This is a genomic window from Streptomyces boncukensis (assembly GCF_011045075.1).
GTDB classification, from domain to species: domain Bacteria; phylum Actinomycetota; class Actinomycetes; order Streptomycetales; family Streptomycetaceae; genus Streptomyces; species Streptomyces boncukensis.
Window position 1 is genome coordinate 1 of the sequence record NZ_JAAKZZ010000157.1, and the last position, 14,579, is coordinate 14,579.

General features: G+C 72.3%; 11 protein-coding genes, 1 tRNA gene and 1 other RNA gene. 9 read left to right on the forward strand and 4 right to left on the reverse strand.

Annotation, left to right across the window (positions count from 1 at the left end):
• On the reverse strand, positions 1-427 hold a 427-nt coding region (locus G5C65_RS16740; RefSeq protein WP_165299651.1), incomplete at its 3' end, for an Lrp/AsnC family transcriptional regulator.
• Between the two features lie 120 nt (positions 428-547).
• Between G5C65_RS16740 and G5C65_RS16745 the strand changes: the two genes are divergently transcribed.
• The 4 genes from G5C65_RS16745 (at position 548) to G5C65_RS16765 (ending at position 6,190) form a co-directional block, all read left to right on the forward strand.
• Positions 548-1,165: a LysE family translocator gene (locus G5C65_RS16745; protein WP_165299652.1), complete on the forward strand. Its 618-nt coding sequence runs from the start codon at positions 548-550 to the stop codon at positions 1,163-1,165.
• Positions 1,166-1,234: 69 nt separating this feature from the next.
• Entirely contained in the window at positions 1,235-2,134 is a 900-nt protein-coding gene (locus G5C65_RS16750) for an amidohydrolase family protein (protein ID WP_165299653.1), read from the forward strand.
• A 532-nt stretch (positions 2,135-2,666) separates the two neighbouring features.
• Entirely contained in the window at positions 2,667-4,337 is a 1,671-nt protein-coding gene (locus tag G5C65_RS16760) for a stealth family protein (protein ID WP_206441891.1), read from the forward strand.
• Between the two features lie 14 nt (positions 4,338-4,351).
• Positions 4,352-6,190, forward strand: coding sequence for a stealth family protein (locus tag G5C65_RS16765; protein ID WP_165299656.1), 1,839 nt, complete (start codon positions 4,352-4,354; stop codon positions 6,188-6,190).
• A 16-nt stretch (positions 6,191-6,206) separates the two neighbouring features.
• Here G5C65_RS16765 and G5C65_RS16770 read toward each other — a convergent pair whose 3' ends face one another.
• Together G5C65_RS16770 and G5C65_RS16775 are read right to left on the reverse strand one after the other, a co-directional pair.
• Positions 6,207-7,880, reverse strand: coding sequence for a CocE/NonD family hydrolase (locus G5C65_RS16770; RefSeq protein WP_165299657.1), 1,674 nt, complete (start codon positions 7,878-7,880; stop codon positions 6,207-6,209).
• Between the two features lie 14 nt (positions 7,881-7,894).
• Positions 7,895-9,292: a CitMHS family transporter gene (locus G5C65_RS16775; RefSeq protein ID WP_165299658.1), complete on the reverse strand. Its 1,398-nt coding sequence runs from the start codon at positions 9,290-9,292 to the stop codon at positions 7,895-7,897.
• Positions 9,293-9,424: 132 nt separating this feature from the next.
• Between G5C65_RS16775 and G5C65_RS16780 the strand changes: the two genes are divergently transcribed.
• From G5C65_RS16780 to G5C65_RS16790, 3 genes are all read left to right on the forward strand, one after another.
• On the forward strand, positions 9,425-10,357 hold the full coding sequence (locus G5C65_RS16780; RefSeq protein ID WP_165299659.1) for a LysR family transcriptional regulator: 933 nt from the start codon (positions 9,425-9,427) through the stop codon (positions 10,355-10,357).
• 208 nt (positions 10,358-10,565) lie between these two features.
• On the forward strand, positions 10,566-11,744 hold the full coding sequence (locus tag G5C65_RS16785) for a CaiB/BaiF CoA transferase family protein (protein WP_241265848.1): 1,179 nt from the start codon (positions 10,566-10,568) through the stop codon (positions 11,742-11,744).
• A complete protein-coding gene (locus G5C65_RS16790; protein ID WP_165299661.1) occupies positions 11,734-12,714 on the forward strand; it encodes an HpcH/HpaI aldolase/citrate lyase family protein in 981 nt (326 codons plus the stop codon). Before G5C65_RS16785 ends, G5C65_RS16790 begins: the two co-directional genes overlap by 11 nt.
• Before the next feature lie 209 nt (positions 12,715-12,923).
• Here G5C65_RS16790 and G5C65_RS16795 read toward each other — a convergent pair.
• Positions 12,924-13,008: transfer RNA gene (locus G5C65_RS16795), tRNA-Ser, on the reverse strand.
• 74 nt (positions 13,009-13,082) lie between these two features.
• On the opposite strand from G5C65_RS16795, the gene ffs reads away from it, so the two are divergent.
• An RNA gene (ffs, locus tag G5C65_RS16800) (signal recognition particle sRNA small type) lies at positions 13,083-13,177 on the forward strand.
• 44 nt (positions 13,178-13,221) lie between these two features.
• A partial coding sequence (locus G5C65_RS16805) for a DNA polymerase III subunit gamma and tau (protein ID WP_165299662.1) occupies positions 13,222-14,579 on the forward strand: 1,358 nt, incomplete at its 3' end.

Sequence of the window (14,579 nt, forward strand, 5' to 3'; positions counted from 1 at the left end):
CGACGTGCTTCATGACGAGCGTGGAGGTCAGGCGCTGGACTCCGGGCAGGCGGGCGAGCTGCCGGTCGTAGAGCTGCTGGTAGGCGGCGAGGTCGGTGGTGGCGATGCGCAGCAGATAGTCGGGCTCGCCGAACAGCCGCTGGGCCTGGAGTACGTGCGGGAGGGCGGCGACGGCCTCCTCGAAGGCGGTGACGGTGCCGGAGTCCTCCCAGCGCAGCGTGGCGAAGACGAGCGCCTCGAAGTCGAGGCCGACGGCGGCCCGGTCGACGACCGCGCGGTAGCCGCGGATCGCGCCCGCCCGTTCGAGGTCGCGCAGCCGGCGGTGGCAGGGCGAGACGCTCAGCTGCACGCGGGCCGCGAGTTCGGTGACCGTGAGACGGCCGTCCTGCTGTAGCTCGGTAAGAATTTTCCGGTCCAGTCCATCCATGGGGAAGATTCTCCCTCATAACTCCCGAGTGCGGGGTAAATGCGGGAACATTTCCGCGCGGATCCGACCTAGCCTTCCCTCCGTGACGAAGCACGGGACGGACACGGGAGGGACCGGTTCATGGACGCGACCACGCTGGCGGCCTTCCTGGCGGTGGATCTGCTGCTGGTGTTCACCCCGGGCGCGGACTGGGCCTTCGCGATCTCGGCGGGCCTGCGGGAGCGCTCGGTCCTCCCGGCGGTCGCCGGACTGGTGGCCGGATACGCGGGGTACACGCTGCTCGCCGTCGCGGGCCTGGTGGTGATCGTGGCGAGCTCGCCCACCGCGCTTACCGCACTGACGGTCGCCGGGGCCGGCTACCTGGTGTGGCTCGGGTGGGGCGTGCTGCGGAAGCCGGCGGCCCTGGCGGGCGCCGAGGGGGCGGCCGGCTCCTCGCGTACGCAGGTCATGCTGAAGGGGGTCGGGACCAGCGGCCTGAACCCCAAGGCGCTGCTGCTGTACTTCTCGCTGTTCCCGCAGTTCATCGACACCACCGGCGGCTGGCCCGTCGCCGCGCAGACGGGAGTGTTCGGAACGCTGCACATGACGGCCTGCGCGCTGGTCTACCTCGCCATCGGCGTCCTCGCCCGCACCGTCCTGAGGGCCCGGCCCTCGGCGGCCCGCGCGGTCACCCGGGCATCCGGCGTGCTGATGATCGTCATCGGCGCGTTCCTGCTCGCTGAGGGACTCGCCGCCTGACCGCGCGTACGCCCTTGCGACACTGCTGGTCCGAGGGCGGCCACGGGGCCGGAGGAGAGGCGGTAGCAGATGAGTCCTCCCGGTACGGGTGTGAGCGAGGAGGCCGGTGAGATCCGCCGCTTCTGGACCGGGCTCGGGCTCCCCGGGCTGATCGACGTCCACACCCACTTCATGCCCGAGCGGGTCCTGCACAAGGTCTGGGACTACTTCGACACCAACGGCTCGCTGATCGGCGGCCTGGAGTGGCCGATCACGTACCGGACGGCGGAGGCGGAGCGAACGGCCCTGCTGCGGGCGTTCGGCGTACGGGCCTTCACCGCGATGCTCTACCCGCACAAGCCCGGCATGGCGCGCTGGCTGAACGGCTGGGCGGCCGACTTCGCCCGCCGTACCCCCGACTGCCTGCACACCGCCACCCTCTACCCCGAACCGGACGTCGAGACGTACGTCCGCGAGGCCGTCGCGGCGGGCGCACGGGTGTTCAAGGCCCATGTGCAGGTCGGAGCGTACGATCCGGCCGACGAGCGGCTCCGGCGGGCGTGGGGCGCGCTGGCCGAGGCGGGGATCCCCGTGGTGATCCACTGCGGTTCCGGGCCCGCGCCCGGCAAGCACACCGGCCCCGGGCCCATCGCCCGCGTCCTCGCGCGTCACCCGCGGCTGCGGCTGATCGTCGCGCACATGGGCATGCACGAGTACGAGGACTTCCTCGGCCTCGCCGAACGGTACGACCAGGTACGGCTGGACACGACGATGGCGTTCACCGACTTCGTCGAGGACCTCGCGCCGTTCCCCCGCCGGGCCCTGCCCCGGCTGGCGGCGCTCGGCGACCGCGTCCTGCTCGGAACCGACTTCCCCAACATCCCCTACCCCTATCTGCACCAGCTCCGGGCCCTGGAGCGCCTGGGGCTCGGCCCGGACTGGCTGCGGGCGGTGTGCCACGACAACGCGGCGGAGCTGTTCGGCCTGTAGCGCCACCGGGGGAGCCGCACGCACCGGGCACGGACCGCCCCAGCCGGCCGAGAGCGCGCGGCGGCCGGCTGGGGCGGTCCGTGCAGAATGAGGCCATGGCGACGTGCAAGGAGTGCGGTGCGCGAAAGCGCCGTTGGCCCCGTTCCTGCTCCCGGTGCCGTTCCGAGTCGGGCGGCGCTGAAGTGGCCGGGGAAGCCGCCGACTTGGCCGTGTCGGTGGGGGTGCTCGGGTGGATCACCCGAGGAGTCATGTCAGTGGTGCGGCTGGTGATACGTGCGTTCAACTGAACCCCGGGGACGACACCAGCGTGCCCGGTGGCCCTGGCGCGCCCGGCGGGGCGTACGGAACGTCCACGGTCCGTTACCACGGGCACATATATAGGCTGGTTGAGCGGCCGGTTCTTCGTTCGCAAACTCTGGGCGAACTCTTCTACAACCATCTGTCGTACGCGTCCGTCTGACCAACGCGGAGATATTCGAGTGGATCATGGAGAGGAGTTCAGAACGTGACCGTGCGTTCCTTTGCCCGGCGGATGAGACCGCGAGTCGAGCAGAAGGCCGCCGAGCGCGTGTGGCGGCTGCGTACCAGGCGGCGCCGGCGCATGGCGGCGGTCACGGACCCGGTGCTCCGCCCGGTGGCCGTGCGCGGCCAGCAGCTCTACGGGCGGGTCGTGACCCGGTTCAGCGCCGCCGAGGCGGCCGCGGCCAACCTCGGGCTGGTCGTCGCCGCGCTGGAGCAGGAAGGTATCCCTTACTTCCTGGTACCGACCTCCCGTACGCGCCACGCGGTCGGCGTGAACGCCGTCGACCGGGAGCGCTTCCTGACCGCCCTGGAGGCGCAGAACGCGGGGAAGGCGGTGTTCATCGGCAGGCCGCTGTCCGGCGGGAAGCTCAAGAACCCCGCGCTGTTCATGGACGGTGCGCTGCCGACCCCGCTGCGTTCGGCCCCCATCCTGCGGATAGGGGAGAACCACCTCGGGCCCGCGGGCCAGCTGCTCGCCGGGCCGGAGCTCGCCTGCGACGTCGAGTTCTGGGAGGACGGAGGGCAGCTCCTCGCCTCCGAGGACGGGCCGCGCCGGCTGGCCAAGGTGCAGCCGCAGGCGTCCGAGGACGTCTTCGCCGAGTCCCTCGTCGCACCGCGGAACAACGGCATCACGGACGTCCTGCCGGCGACCGAGCAGGAGCCGGCCACGGTGCGGGTCGGCGAGCGGGAGCTGCCGAGCTTCGCCCCGCTCACCCTGCCCACCGTGAACGACGTGACCTTCCCCGTCGACGTCGTCTACACCTGGGTGGACGGCGAGGACCCTCAGATGCGCGCCAAGCGGGCCCGGCACCAGGAGCGCGGCGTTGCCGAGATCCTGGAGAAGGAGATCAGCGACTCCCGCTACACCAGCCACGACGAGCTGAAGTACTCGCTGCGCTCGCTCGCGATGTACGCCGACTTCGTCCGGCACATCTACATCGTGACCGACGGACAGAAGCCGCACTGGCTCGACGACCAGGCTCCGGGGATCACGGTCGTCGACCACCGCGACATCTTCCCGCAGGGCGTCCTGCCGGTGTTCAACTCGCACGCGATCGAGACCCGGCTGCACCACATCCCGGGACTGTCGGATCACTATCTGTACTTCAACGACGACGTGTTCGTCGGGCGCCGGGTCACACCGGAGCACTTCTTCCACGGCAGCGGTCTGATGAGGATCCCGGTGTCCCCGCTCAAGGTGGGTGTCGGCAAGCCGCACGCCGAGGAGACGGCCACCAACTCCGCGAGCAAGAACGTCCGCCAGCTGCTGTTCGAGATGTTCGGGCGGATGACGACGAACAACTTCATGCACACCCCGCTGCCGCAGCAGCGGGAGACCCTGCAGGCGCTCGAAGAGCTCTTCCCGGAGGACGTCCGCCGCACCACGGCGTCCCGCTTCCGCTCGCCGCAGGACATCGCCATGACGGCCCCGCTGCTCTACCAGTACGCGCTGATGACCGGACACGGCGTGCCGGGCAAGTACAGCTTCCGCTATGTGAACATCAGCCGCCCGGACGCCGAGAAGCGGCTGAGCGATCTGCGCCGCAACCGCCGCTTCGACTTCTTCTGCCTCAACGACGTCGACGTGCCGCCCGAGGAGCGGGAGGAGGTCGGGGTCCGAATGAACGAGTTTCTGGAGGACTACTTCCCCTTCGCGAGCCCCTTCGAGAAGCAGAAGTGACGGGGGCGGGGGGAATGAACCATCGTCATGGCTCCGGCGCGCTGGGGGGCGCGCGGGCCGCACGGGACCTTCTGGCGCGGCTGCCGCTGTGGCTGTCGGCCCGGCTCTGGGCGCTGCGTGCGGCCCGCGCCCGACGGCGCCTGCGGGCCGCCGTCCCCGGACTGCGCCGGGTCGCCTTCGGAGCGGTGCGGCTGTACGGCCGCACCGCTGGCGGCTACATCGCGGCGGACGCCGTCGAAGCCGATCTGGAGCAGGTCTGCACCCTGCTGGACGGGCTCGGCGTCCCGTACTTCCTGGTGCCCGCCGACTCCGGGTACGGCCCCGGCCACGGCGCCGGTCCCGGCCCCGGTCACAGTGCCGGGCGCGGTGTGCCGCGGCAGGCCGTCGGCGTCGAGGAGACGTACCGCGACGCTGTCCTCTCCCGGGCCGCTCAGCACTTCGCCGGCACCGCGGGCTACGTCGCCGCCGTCGGACCGGACGGCGCCGTGACGAGAGCGGCGCTGTGGGCCGACGGGAAGCTGCCGCGGGCGCTGCGGCGGGCCGCGGTGCTCCGCACCGGCGAGGTGCGCCTCGGTCCGGGAGGGCAGGTGCTCACCGGCCTGGAGACGGGGTGCGACATCGAGTTCTGGCGTCCCGGCCGGGACCTCGGCACCGTACCGGGCGCCGATCCCTCCTGGCTCACCGTGCCCGGCAGCAGGCTGCCGGACGTCTTCGCCCCGGCGCTCGTCGCCCCGCGCCGCAACCCCGTGTCCGAAGTGCTTCCGGTTGCGGCGCGGCAGCCGACCGCGGTGGCGTCCCGGCGCCGCAGCGTGCCGACGTTCGCGCCGTTCGCCGAGCCGGGCATCGACGAGGTGTGCTTCCCCGTCGACGCCGTGTACACCTGGGTCGACGGGGACGATCCGGCGATGGCCGCCAAGCGCCGCGCCCATCAGGCGCTCTCCGACAACGCCATCGCTCCGCGCGAGAGCGGCGCCTCCCGCTACACCAGCCATGACGAGCTGAAGTACGCACTGCGCTCGCTGGAGATGTACGCCGGGTTCGTCCGGCACGTCTACCTGGTGACCGACTCCCAGATCCCCGCCTGGCTGGACCCGGAAGCGGAGGGCCTGACCGTGGTCGACCACCGCGACATCCTCCCGGCCGACGCGCTCCCCGTCTTCAACTCGCACGCGATCGAGAGCCGGCTGCATCACATACCGGGCCTGTCGGAGCGCTACCTCTACTTCAACGACGACGTCTTCATCAACCGCCCGGTACAGGCCGAGCACTTCTTCCACGGCAACGGCATCGCCCGGATCCCGCTGTCCCCGCTGAAGCTCGGCGTCGGCCCCCCGCACCCGCTGGAGCCGGCCCCGAACTCCGCCGGCAAGAACGCCCGCGAGGTGATCAGACGCATGCACGGGAGGCAGATCACCAACAAGTCGCTGCACACCCCGCATCCCCAGCTGCTGTCGGTCATGCGGGAGATGGAGAGCCTCGAAATCGAGGAGCTGGAGCGGACCTCCTACTCGCGCTTCCGCTCCACCGCCGACGTCGCTCCGGCGTCCACGCTCCACCACCACTGGGCGATCGCGTCCGGCCGGGCGGTCCCGGCCGACTACCGCTTCCGCTACGTGCAGCTGGACACCCCGGACATGCGGCGGCGCCTGGCCCGCCTCGCGGCCGGCGAGGACGTCGACTTCTTCTGCCTCAACGACGTGGACACGGCGCCGGAGGCCAGGGAGGCGGCGCAGGCCGCCATCCGCGCCTTCCTGGAGCGGAAGTACCCGTTCCCGAGCCGCTTCGAAGCGGCGGCCCGGACCGTCTCACGCCCGGTCGCACCGCTCGCCGCGAGCGACGGTGCCGGCGTGTGAGGGCTGCGGGCGTGCCTCATCCGCGCGCCGTGGGCCTCCCCCTCGTCCGCCTCCTCGGCGGCGGCGTGGCGCGGTCGTCCCGGGCCGTCAGGCGCAGTTCCGAGCCGACGGCGCCGGTTCTCACCCGTACGCGTCCCGCCGGGGCGTCGGCGTCGATCTCCGGGTAGTCGTCGCTGGAGACCCGCAGCACCAGCCGGTGGCCCGCCGCCAGGCGGTAGTGGGTGGGCCAGATGTGCACCTCGATGTCGTACCAGGCGCCGGGAACCACCCGGGAGCGCGCCGTGTGACCGTGGCGGTGGCTGGCCTTGAGCCATCCGGCGGTGATTCTCCTGGCCGTCCCGTCCGGTGCCTGGTCGTAGAGCACCGCCGCGATATTGCCGTCGGTGGCGGTGAACGAGGCGCGGACGCGGGCAGTGGCGTCGCCCGCGAGTACGAGGTCGCGGCGGAGCGCCCGGGTGGCGAAGCGGAGCTGCTCGTGGTCGCGCGGTGCCGTGGTTCCCGTGTTGACGTCGAAGGCGGCTACCGCGCGGGGGCCGGGCGCCGACCGCAGCGAGCCGTCGGCCCGCAGCCGGAGCGTCAGCTCTCCGGCGTCGCGCGGCGGCCACTGGCCGAACTGCTGCCAGCCGCTGCCCGCGCCGGGCCCCGGGATCTCGTACGAGGTGACCCGCGCGGCGGGGAGCGGAGCGCGCCGGTCGCGGGCCAGCCAGCGGTCCCACCAGGCGAGGTAGGCGCCGGGGCCGATGCCCGCGTACTGGTCCTGGGGCGGGCCGTGCTCCCACGGGCCCGACACCAGCCATACGTGGCCGGGCCGGGCGAGGTAGTTCTTCACCATGCCGTCGCGGTAGCGGTCGTACCAGCCGTTGATCTCCAGGGTGGGGACGGTGAGCGCGTCCCAGCGCGACATGACGCTGCGGCCCCGCCAGAAGTCGTCGTACAGGGGGTGCGCGGCATAGGTGCGGAGGGTGCCGGGTGCCGTCTCCCGCTGCCAGTCGCGGATGCGGGCCGAGTAGATGCCGCCGCGGTAGATGGTGTTCTCGTACCAGTCGTGCAGGGCGTTCACCGGGATGATCGCCTTGAGGTGCGGCGGACGGTTCACGGCGGCGAGCAGGGCGGTGTGTCCGCCGTAGCTGACTCCCGACTGGCCGATGCGGCCGGTGGAGGCCGGGTGCCGGGCCAGCCACTCGACGGCGTCGTAGTTGTCGCGCTGTTCCTGAGGGCTGAAGGGGTCGACCGTGCCGGGCGATTCGCCCGATCCGCGGACCTGGCAGACCAGTGCGAGGTATCCGCGGCGGACGAAGTAGGCGGCGTCGTCGCCGAACTTCTCCAGGTTCGCGGCGTAGGCGGTGTACTCGTACACCAGTCCGGGGAACCTGCCGGGAGCCGGGCGGCGGCCCTGCCGGTCCGCGGGCCGGTACAGCTGGGCCGCCAGCCGGCTGCCGTCCCGCAGCGGCACGTGTACGTCCTCGCGCACCACCCCGTATACGGCGGGACGGCCGTAGGAGAAGAACGGATCGGGCGGCGCGGCGGGATCCGGGAGCCCGGTCGGGGCGGCGGGCGCGGCGGACGCGGTGGCGGTGAGCGCCGTGGTCAGTGCCGTGGCCGCGCCCAGCGCGCAGAACGCCCGGCGCCTCAGCGCATCCGGCTGCGGCTGTGGCTGTGGCTCGTCGGTTCCGTACGGGATCGTGTTCATGATCTGTGTCTCCTTCACAGCGGGATGGCTCCGGTGAGCAGCGCCGCGGCGGTCATCACGGCGGTGGTGCCGAAGGCCCAGCGGAAGATGAAGCGCTGGTGCTCCCCCAGCTGCACGCCGCTCATGCCGATGAGGATGAAGGTGGAGGCGGTGAGGGGGCTGAGCGGGAATCCGGTGGTCATCTGGCCGAGGACGGCGGCCCTGGCGACCTCGGCCTCGTCGGTGCCGAATCCGGACGCGGTGTGGGAGAGCACGGGCAGGATGCCGAAGTAGTAGGCGTCCGGGGTGAACGCCAGGCTCAGCGGCATCCCGGCGAGGGCGATCAGCGGCGCCAGATGGCCCCCGAGGGAGTCGGGAACGACGGAGACGAGCGCGTCGGCCATCTCGGAGATCATCTCGGTCTCCGTCAGCACTCCGGTGAACACCCCGGCCGCGAAGATCATCGTGACCACGAGGACCACGCTCTTGGCGTGCCGCTCCAGCAGGGCCTGCTGCTGCTCCCACGAGGGGTGGTTGACGCTGAGGGCGAGGGCGAACGCGATCGCGAACAGCACCGGCAGCGGCATGACTTCCATGATCAGACCGACCAGCAGCACCACGGTCAGCACGAGGTTGAAGACCGTCAGCCAGGTCTTCGGCCGCACCGTCGGCACCAGCAGCGGGGTGCCGGGACCGTCCCCGGCCGCGGCCTTCTCCGAACCGGCCTCGGCCCCGGCCCCGGCACCGGCGCTGGCGCCGCGCTCAGCGCCGTCCTGTCCGCCGTCCTGCCCGCCGTCCTGCCCGCCGGGCTGCGGCAGTGCGGCGAGGCGGCGCCGCTCCCGGCGGCCGATCCAGTACGACGCCAGCAGCACCCAGGCGATACCGCAGGCCATGGCGGGCAGGACCGGCGTGAAGATCTCCGAAGTCTCCAGCTTCAGCGCCGTCGCGGCCCGGACGGTCGGCCCGCCCCAGGGGATCATGTTCATCACACCCGCGCCCAGACAGACGGTTCCGGACAGCACCAGCGGGCTCATGCCCAGCCGCTGGTAGACGGGCAGCAGCGCGGAGACGGTGATGAGGAAGGTCACGGCGCCGTCGCCGTCCATATGGGCGCACATCGCGAGCAGGGCCGTGCCCACCGCGATCCGTGCCGGGTCGTTGCGTGCGAAGCGCAGCACCTGGCGGATCAGGGGGTCGAAGAGCCCGGCGTCCACCATGAGCGTGAAGTAGAGGACCGCGAAGGCCATCATGATGCCGGTGGGCGCCACCGTGGTGAGGCCCTTGAGGACCATGTCGCCCAGGTCGCCCGCGAATCCGCCGGCGAGCGCGGCCAGCACCGGGAGCAGCACCAGGGCCACCAGGACGGACACCCGCTTCACCATCGTGAGCAGGAGGAAGAGGACGATCGTGGTGAATCCCAGGGCTGCCAGCATGGGTGTCGCTCGCTCTCTCCTCGACGGCTCCCGGCGCGGACGAGTCTCAGAGGAGCGACAGATCGGCGTCCAGCATCAAACCGAGATCTATCCATGCGTTCTGTGCAGTAATCCCGCTAGGATCCGGTCGCCATGGAGAGCACTTTGCGCCAACTGGCGGCGTACGCCGCGGTCGCCCGTGCCGAGAGCTTCACCGCCGCGGCCGCGGCGCTGCACGTCTCCCAGTCCTCGCTCAGCCGGGCGGTCGCGGATCTGGAGCGGCAGCTGGGCGCCCGGCTCCTGGAGCGCGACACCCGGAACGTCCAGCTGACCCCGGCCGGCGTCGAGGCGCTGCGGATCGCCGAGCAGATCGTCAACGCGCACCGGTCCGGAATGAAGGAGCTGGAGCGGTTCCTGCTGGGCGAGTCCGGGTCGGTCGCGGTGGCCACCCTCCCCTCGGTCGCCGCGGCACTGCTGCCCCGGGTGATCTCGGCCTTCCGCGAGCAGCGGCCCCGGGTGGCCCTCCAGCTCATGGACGGGCTCGAACGGTCGGTGCTGGACCGCGTCCTGTCGGGAGACGCCGATTTCGCGATCACCACGGGCGAGCCGTCGGGGCAGCTGGAGCACCGCCCGCTCGTCCGGGACGGGTTCGTTGCGGTGCTGCCGCGCGGCCACCCGCTCACCGAGCGCCCGGAGGTCGCGTGGGAGGACCTGGCGCGTGAGCCGTTTCTGGCCGTCGGGCGGGAGTCGAGCGTCCGGCGGCTGACCGACGCGGCGTTCGCCCAGATCGAGGCATGGACGGCGCGGGCGGCACCGGCGGCCGAGGCGGGCAATGTGGCCACGGTGGGCGGGCTCGTGGCGGCCGGGCTGGGGCTGTCGGCACTGCCCGCGCTCGTGCTGCCGCTGCTGGGCACCGGCCCGCTCGTGCACCGGCCCCTCGTCGGGCCCGTGGTCGACCGGCGGCTGGACATCGCGCTGCGGGCACGCGGCCCGCTGCCGCTCGCGGCCCAGCGGTTCCTGGAGACTCTGGAGGAGTTCCGCGCCCGGCGGAGCGAGCTTCCTCCGGGGGTCTCCTGGGCAGACTGATCCGCTATTGATGCGCAAAGCACATGGATTGATGGGCTTTTCTTGCTGGACAGACATTTCCTCGCGTCGGCACGCTGAAGGGCGCCGGAAACCCGCGAGTTGGCGAGGGAGCACAGTGGTGTCGAGCGCACAGCCGGAAGCCGACGGACCCAGCGGCGGGCAGTACGAGCAGTACGAGCAGTACGGGCAGTACGGGCAGCAAGGGCAGCTGCGCGGGCTGCGCGTCGTCGAGTTCGCCCATGTGGTGGCCGGACCGCTGGCGGGCTCTCTGCTCGCCGACCAGGGCGCCGACGTGGTGCACGTGGAGCCGCCGGGCTCCGGCGACGCGGCCCGCGCGATGGGGCCGCGCAGGGAGGGCCACCCGCTGTGGTTCAAGGTCGCCGGACGCAACAAGCGTTCGGTCACCCTCGATCTGCGCCAGGAGGCCGGCCGGGAGGTCGCTCACCGGCTCGTCGCCTGGGCCGACGTCGTCATCGTCACCCTGCGGAACGGGCGGTTGCGCGCGTGGGAACTCGACTGGCCGGCGGTGCACCGGATCAACCCGCGGGCCGTGCTGCTCCAGATATCCGGATTCGGCGCGACCTCCGCGCAGGCCGACGCGCCCGGCTTCGGCAAGGTCGGCGAGGCGCGCAGCGGCGTGGTGCATCTGACCGGCTTCCCCGGCGGTCCGCCGGTGCACACCGGGTTCTCGCACGGCGATGCCGTGACCGGGCTGATGGGCGCGTACGCCGTCCTGGCGGCCCTGCACCGCCGGGACCGCGACCCCGGGTTCGACGGGGAGTGGATCGACCTCGCCCTCTTCGAGCCGCTGTTCCGGCTCGTCGAGTGGCAGGTCATCACCCACGACCAGCTGGGCACGGTGCCCGAGCGCGCCGGGAACCAGCTGGCGGTGGCGCCCGCCGCGGTGATCAACACCTACCGGTCCCGGGACGGCGAGTGGATCACCGTCACCTCCGCGACGCTGCGCTCCGTACGCAACGTCGCCCGGCTGCTCGGGCTCGACGAGGACGAGTTCGCCACCGCCGAGCAGCAGTACGCCGGGCGGTCCCGGCTCGACGAAGGGCTGCGGGACTGGGTGGCCGGGCGCGGCGCCGACGAGTGCCTGGAGGCGTTCGCCCGCGCCGAGGTCGTGGCCTCCCGGGTGTTCAGCGCCGCGGACATCGCCGCCGACCCGGTCTACGCCGAGCGCGCGGACCTCGTCACCGTCGACGACGCGGACCTCGGCCCCGTACGGATGCAGGCGGCCCTCCCGCACTTCCGGCAGCGGCCCGGTCATGTCTGGCGCACCGGCCCGGCACTGGGCCAGGACAACCGGCTCGTCTACCGCGAATGGCTCGGACTCGGCGAGGACGAACTCGCGGAACTGGAGCGGAACGATGTCGTCTGAGCCCTCCCGCCCGCCGCTGCGCTCCCTGCTGTTCGTGCCCGGCACCAGAACGGAGTGGCTGCCGAAGGCGCGGGCCGCGGGCGCCGACGCGGTGATCCTCGACCTGGAGGACGCGGTGCCGCAGGACGGCAGGGCCGCGGCCCTCGACCGGGTGGCCGAGTCGGTGGCCCGGGCAGCCGACGACGGCCCGGCCCTCTTCGTGCGGATCAACCCCCTCGACGGCTGGCAGGCCGCCGGGGAGCTGCGCGCGGTCGCTCGCGCCGGGCTCGCCGGGATCGTGCTGCCCAAGGTGACCGGGCCGGAGGACGTGCACCACGCCGACCGGCTGATCGGCTGGTGCGAACGCGAACAGGGCCTGCCTCCGGGCCGGATCGCGCTGCTGCCCCTCCTGGAGACGGCCCGCGCGCTGCGCGAGGCGTACGAGTGCGCGGCGGCAGCCGCACGCGTCGCGTACCCGGGCGCGGCCACCGGCGCCGGGGGAGACGTCGAGCGCGCCGTCGGCTACCGGTGGAGCCCTGCGGGCACCGAGACACACGCCCTGCGCGCCCGCGTCCTGCTGGACGTGCGGGCGGCCGGAGCCCCCCACCCGGTCACCGGCCTGTGGACGCGCGTCGGCGACCTCGATGGACTGCGCGCCTGCGCCGAGCAGAACCGCGCGCTCGGCTACGCGGGGATGCTGGCGATCCACCCGTCCCATGTCCCCGTGATCAACGAGGTGTTCTCCCCCGGCCCGGAGGAGCTCGACCGCGCGGCCCGCCTGGTGGCCGCCGTGGAGGAAGCCCAGGCGAGGGGCGCGGGGGCGGTGGCGTTCGAGGGGGAGATGGCCGACGAGGCGATGGCAGCAACGGCCCGCGCGCTGCTGGAGCGGTACGGGGATGCGCGGGCGACGACTCCAAGAACCGGGCGAAGGCACGTCGCCGTGCCGGACAGCGTCACCTGCGGGCGGCCGACCGGCGGCGGGACTCCCTGAACCCTCCCTGAACCCTTCCTGAACCAGCGGAGCCCGGCAGCCTGCTGGATGGCCGAGCCCGATGTCTGCGCCGGCCGCGACCATGGCGAAGAGCGCCCGTTGGCCTGAGTATGACCTCCGCCCCGGACGCCCTTCTCGGGGGCTGAGGAACTACGTAGGGCCCCACCGCCGAGGCGGTGGGGCCCTACGTTCAGCCCGGTGAGGCTGGGCGGAGGATACGAGATTCGAACTCGTGAGGGGTTGCCCCCAACACGCTTTCCAAGCGTGCGCCCTAGGCCACTAGGCGAATCCTCCGCCGCAAACAATACAAGACTCCGGGGCGTGCTCGCGAACTCGTACCCGTGGTGGGGGATCGGGTAAGGTGGGGCGCAGCCCCTCACGTGGCGCTATCTGACTGAACTCCCCCAGGGCCGGAAGGCAGCAAGGGTAGGTTGGCTCTGGCGGGTGCGTGGGGGGCGTTTATGTGAGCGGGGCCACTTGTCGGCTGTCCCCGATATCGTCGGGGGTGTGTCGTCCCTCGCCCTGTACCGCCGCTATCGGCCCGAGACCTTCGCCGAGGTCATCGGGCAAGAGCATGTGACCGACCCGCTGCAGCAGGCGCTGCGCAACAACCGGGTCAACCACGCGTACCTCTTCAGCGGCCCGCGCGGCTGCGGTAAGACAACCAGCGCGCGCATCCTGGCCCGCTGTCTCAACTGTGAGCAGGGTCCCACCCCGGCGCCCTGCGGCACCTGCCAGTCCTGCCGGGACCTGGCCAGAAACGGGCCGGGCTCGATCGATGTGATCGAGATCGACGCCGCCTCGCACGGCGGTGTGGACGACGCCCGGGAGCTGCGGGAGAAGGCGTTCTTCGGGCCCGCGTCGAGCCGGTACAAGATCTATATCGTCGACGAGGCGCACATGGTCACCCCCGCGGGGTTCAACGCCCTGCTGAAGGTGGTCGAAGAGCCTCCCGAGCACCTCAAGTTCATCTTCGCCACCACCGAGCCCGAGAAGGTCATCGGGACCATCCGGTCGCGCACCCACCACTATCCGTTCCGCCTCGTGCCGCCCGGGACGCTCCGTGACTATCTGGCCGAGGTGTGTGAACGCGAGTCCATCCACGTCGACGACGCGGTGCTGCCGCTGGCCGTCCGTGCGGGCGCCGGGTCCGTGCGGGACTCCATGTCGGTGATGGACCAGCTGCTCGCCGGAGCCGGCGCGGACGGTGTGACGTACGCCATGGCCACCGCGCTCCTCGGCTACACGGACGCCGCGCTGCTCGACGAGGTCGTCGACGCCTTCGCCGCGGGGGACGGGGCGCGGGCGTTCGAGATCGTGGACCGCGTCATCGAGGGCGGGAACGACCCTCGGCGCTTCGTGGCCGATCTGCTGGAGCGGCTGCGCGATCTGGTGATCCTCGCCGCGGTTCCGGACGCCGAGGACAAGGGGCTCATCGACGCGCCCGGCGATGTCCTGGAGCGGATGCGGGCGCAGGCGGGCGTGTTCGGCGCCGCCGAGCTGAGCCGCGCCGCCGACGTCGTGAACACCGGGCTGACGGAGATGCGGGGTGCCACCTCGCCCCGGCTCCAGCTTGAGCTGATCTGCGCACGGGTGCTGCTGCCCGCGACCTACGGCGACGAGCGGTCCGTCCAGGCCCGCCTCGACCGTCTGGAGCGGGGTGCCGCCCTGGGCGCCGCCATGGCCGCCCCGCAAGGCGGGATGGGAGGTCCCGGCGCGTCGGACGTTCCGGCTCCTGCCCCCGCTCCCGCGGCTCCCGCGGCTCCGGCCGCTTCCGGGGTTCCGGCTCCCGGTGCTGCCGCTCCGGATCCGGCGCCGGCTCCGGCCGCTTCTGCTCCGGCTGCTCCTGCCCCTGAGCCCGACCC

Bases quoted from the DNA above. Each gene is read 5' to 3' on its own strand.
- G5C65_RS16780 (WP_165299659.1), top strand. From the start codon at position 9,425: ATGGAGAGCACTTTGCGCCAACTGGCGGCGTACGCCGCGGTCGCCCGT.
- G5C65_RS16760 (WP_206441891.1), top strand. From the start codon at position 2,667: ATGAGACCGCGAGTCGAGCAGAAGGCCGCCGAGCGCGTGTGGCGGCTG.
- G5C65_RS16745 (WP_165299652.1), top strand. From the start codon at position 548: ATGGACGCGACCACGCTGGCGGCCTTCCTGGCGGTGGATCTGCTGCTG.
- G5C65_RS16770 (WP_165299657.1), bottom strand. From the start codon at position 7,880: ATGAACACGATCCCGTACGGAACCGACGAGCCACAGCCACAGCCGCAG.
- G5C65_RS16750 (WP_165299653.1), top strand. From the start codon at position 1,235: ATGAGTCCTCCCGGTACGGGTGTGAGCGAGGAGGCCGGTGAGATCCGC.
- G5C65_RS16790 (WP_165299661.1), top strand. From the start codon at position 11,734: ATGTCGTCTGAGCCCTCCCGCCCGCCGCTGCGCTCCCTGCTGTTCGTG.
- G5C65_RS16775 (WP_165299658.1), bottom strand. From the start codon at position 9,292: ATGCTGGCAGCCCTGGGATTCACCACGATCGTCCTCTTCCTCCTGCTC.
- G5C65_RS16765 (WP_165299656.1), top strand. From the start codon at position 4,352: ATGAACCATCGTCATGGCTCCGGCGCGCTGGGGGGCGCGCGGGCCGCA.